Source organism: Bradyrhizobium sp., assembly GCF_049581145.1.
Taxonomy (GTDB): Bacteria; Pseudomonadota; Alphaproteobacteria; order Rhizobiales; family Xanthobacteraceae; genus Bradyrhizobium.
Genome location: NZ_JBAURI010000118.1, coordinates 1 through 3,099 on the forward strand (window position 1 = coordinate 1; position 3,099 = coordinate 3,099).

General features: G+C 65.9%; 3 protein-coding genes. All 3 read right to left on the reverse strand.

Going from position 1 to position 3,099, the window contains the following annotated elements:
- Positions 1–989 (reverse strand): tetratricopeptide repeat protein (locus tag WCB02_RS03830; RefSeq protein ID WP_423956510.1); only part of this gene is annotated, 989 nt, incomplete at its 3' end.
- A 430-nt stretch (positions 990–1,419) separates the two neighbouring features.
- Complete coding sequence (gene flgH, locus WCB02_RS03835) at positions 1,420–2,214, reverse strand: flagellar basal body L-ring protein FlgH (RefSeq protein ID WP_423956511.1); 795 nt, start codon at positions 2,212–2,214, stop codon at positions 1,420–1,422.
- Positions 2,215–2,263: 49 nt separating this feature from the next.
- Positions 2,264–3,099: flagellar basal body P-ring formation chaperone FlgA (gene flgA, locus WCB02_RS03840; protein ID WP_423956512.1), on the reverse strand; the 836-nt coding region annotated here is incomplete at its 5' end.

The following is a 3,099-nucleotide window of genomic DNA, read 5'->3' on the forward strand; positions in this document are numbered from 1 at the left end:
TCGTCGTAATCCGGCCTGATCGCGAGCGCCTGGTCGAAATGCGCGATCGCACCGGCCGCGTCACCCAGCCGTCCGAGACAGCCGCCGAGCAGCGTGAGGGCGACTTCAGCAGCCGGGTTTTGCGCCAGCACGCGTTTGCAGGCGACGATCGCCTGCGCCATGTCGCCTCGCAGCATGCTGATCTGCGCCTTGCCCTGCCATCCCGGTTCGAGCGAGGGCTCGCGCGCGACCGAGGCGTCGAAATCGGCCGCCGCCTGATCTATTCGTCCCGTCAGCATATACAGCCGTCCGCGGTCGGCCAGCACGTCCGCCATCTCCGGCCTGGCCGCAATCGCCGTATTGAATGCGGCTTCCGCCACCTCGAAATGCCGGAGCTCGAGGTGGGCCTGCCCCTTGTTGACGAGAGCTTCGAAGTAGCGCGGCTGCAGCGCAAGCGCCCGCTCGGCGCTGATTGCGGCCGCGTCCCAGTGCCTGGCCCTCAATTCGGCCACGGCGCGATTGCTCCAGGCCTCGGCGTCATCGGGCTTGAGCTCGATCGCGCGGGTGAAGGCGGCGATCGCCGGTTCCGCCAGCCCCAGACGAAGCAACGCCATCGCCAGATTGCGCTGCGCGATCTGGAAATTCGGCCGCAGCGCTATTGCCCTTTCCAGGGAGGCGCGGGCGTCGTCGTAGCGTTTGAGGTTGAGCAGCGCAAAACCGAGATTGCAATGGGCATCCGCCGAGCCCCGGTCGAGCGCGACCACGCGCTCGAAGATATGCCTGGCTTCCTCGAACTCCCCGCACGCGCATACCGAGACGCCGAGCAGCTGCATGGCGTCGAAACAAGTGGGCAGGTCCTGCAGCAGGCGCCGGCAAAGCGACTGCGCCTCACCATGCCGCCCCGCGCGATAGGCCGCCATCGCCGCCGGAAGCAGCGCGTCGGCCTGCTTCTTCAGCTTCTTCTGCAGCCTGGCGTTCTGGAAGGCGCGGGACCCGACATTGCTTTGCATGGGGGGCTTTTCCTTGGGAGCGAATCCTTCGGCGAGTCTAGAGCGTTTTCCGATGACGTTGAATCGGAAACGCGCCAGTTGTCCTTGATTGGCCGCATTCTCTTGCAGACAGCCGGTGTCCACCTTGCCGGACAATGCTCCAGCACGAAGCCCTGATTCGCGAGGCCCGTGTGCAGCCGAGCCGCAATGCCGGGTGTTACCCAGGCGCTCGCGCTGAGCAAGACACGCCTTGCACACCTCGTCTTGCCGCGCTGCTTCTGCTTCGAGCTTTTGCGCGATAGACCGCGGCCCCCGGCAGGGGAGTGCCGGAGGCCGCGTTTGCCATCGTTGTCCGCGCCTAGGTTCGCGGGCCGCGATGTGGGAGCTCGTCAATGTCTGGGCATGATCTTGATCCGAAAACCGGTCCCCACTTTTCGGGATCATGCCTCCGCTAGAACGGCAGCAGCACGTCCATCACCTGCTGGCCGTAGCGCTGCTGCTGCACGTCGGTGAGCTGGCCTCTGCCGCCATAGGAGATGCGCGCCTCCGCGATCTTGCTCGAATCGATGGTGTTGTCGCTCTGGATGTCCTCCGGCCGCACGATGCCGGCGACGATCAGTTCGCGCATTTCGAAATTGACCCGGACCTCCTGTTTGCCTTCGACCACGAGGTTGCCGTTCGGCAGCAGCTGGGTGACGACGGCGGCGATGTTGGTCTGCAGGCTTTCCTGCCGCTGCACCGTTCCCTTGCCGTCGCTGGATGAGGTGGAGTCGGTGGTCAGGAGCCTGCCTGGCAGGATCTTCTGCGCCTGCGCGCCGAGCGTCTGCGCGCCGAGGAAATTGGTGATGCCGGAGTCTTCGGTGTTTTGCCGGCTGCGCTGCGTCTCATTGGCGAAATTGGCCTGGTCGGTGATGTTGACGGTCACCGTCAGGATGTCGCCGATCTGATGTGCACGCTGGTCCTTGAAGAAGGCCCGCGAGCCGTTGCGCCACAGCGAGTTCGGATTGTAGGACACCGTCTCCGGCTTCGGCATCGGCATCTGCACCGGCTTGTAGCCGGGCTGAGCGGTCGGATTGTCGATCGATGTCAGTTTCGGCGTCTCGCCGATCTGCGACAGCCGGTCGATCGAGGAACAGCCGCCGACGGCGCTGACCAGCGTCAACAGGGTGCCGGTGAGGGCGATGCGGTTGCCGACACCATGTTTGGCGGCGTTGTGTTGACCGGCACGACGTTGACTACGGGACATGTACGTTACTCGGCGTTTGGAGTGACTTGTGAACCGGTGAACCAGGGACCTACCTGGCGGTGCCGTTGGCGGGCGAGGCGATGGAGGACGTCTCGTCGGAGGCGAGCGTGGTGTCGGCTTCGGGCTGCGGCACGGCGATCTGGATCGTGACCTGGGCGCGGCCGGTGACGGTGCCGGTCAGCGTGCGCTTGGACTGCGGGTTGAGCACGTTGACCACGTCGCCCTCGGTGCCGCTGTCGAGCGCCTTGCCGCGGGTGGTGAGATAGAGGCCCGCGTTCTGGTAGATCACCGCGACCTCCTGGTCGCGCTGCACCAGGTCAGGCTTGGCGAGATCGGCGACGCGCAGCGCCTGGCCGGCACGCATCGGGTGGCGCATCTGCTTGCCGACCGCCATCTCGCGCACCGCGGCGTCGTTGCCGACATCGGCCTTGGGGCGCTTCTCGACGATCACGTCGGAGGCTTTCAGAAGCTCGGTGCGTTCGACGTTGCGCGTCAGCACCGCCGCATCGACGGTCTCGATCGCGGTGCCGGTAAAGCGGAACTGGGCCGACGGGCCGCCGCTCTCATTGGCGATCTCGATCGTCACATCGAAGCGGCCGGTGCGCTGATCGACCCGAGCCTCGGTCGGCTGCATGGCGCCGGTGAAGGCGGCGTCGAGATGGGCGTCCTGCACGTCGCGATCGAAGGTCAGGCTGAGATTGGCGGCGTCGCCCAGGCCGCCGCGATGCTCGATCGCCTGCGCGATCGCGGTTTCGATCTCCTTGGTCTCGATGTTGCGGGCAAGCCGCGTCACCTGGACCTGCTTGATGTCGCGGGTTTCGACGCCGATCACCTGATGGGCGCGCAGCACGGTCAGCACCTGCGCGGTCGAGAGCGATCCGGTGG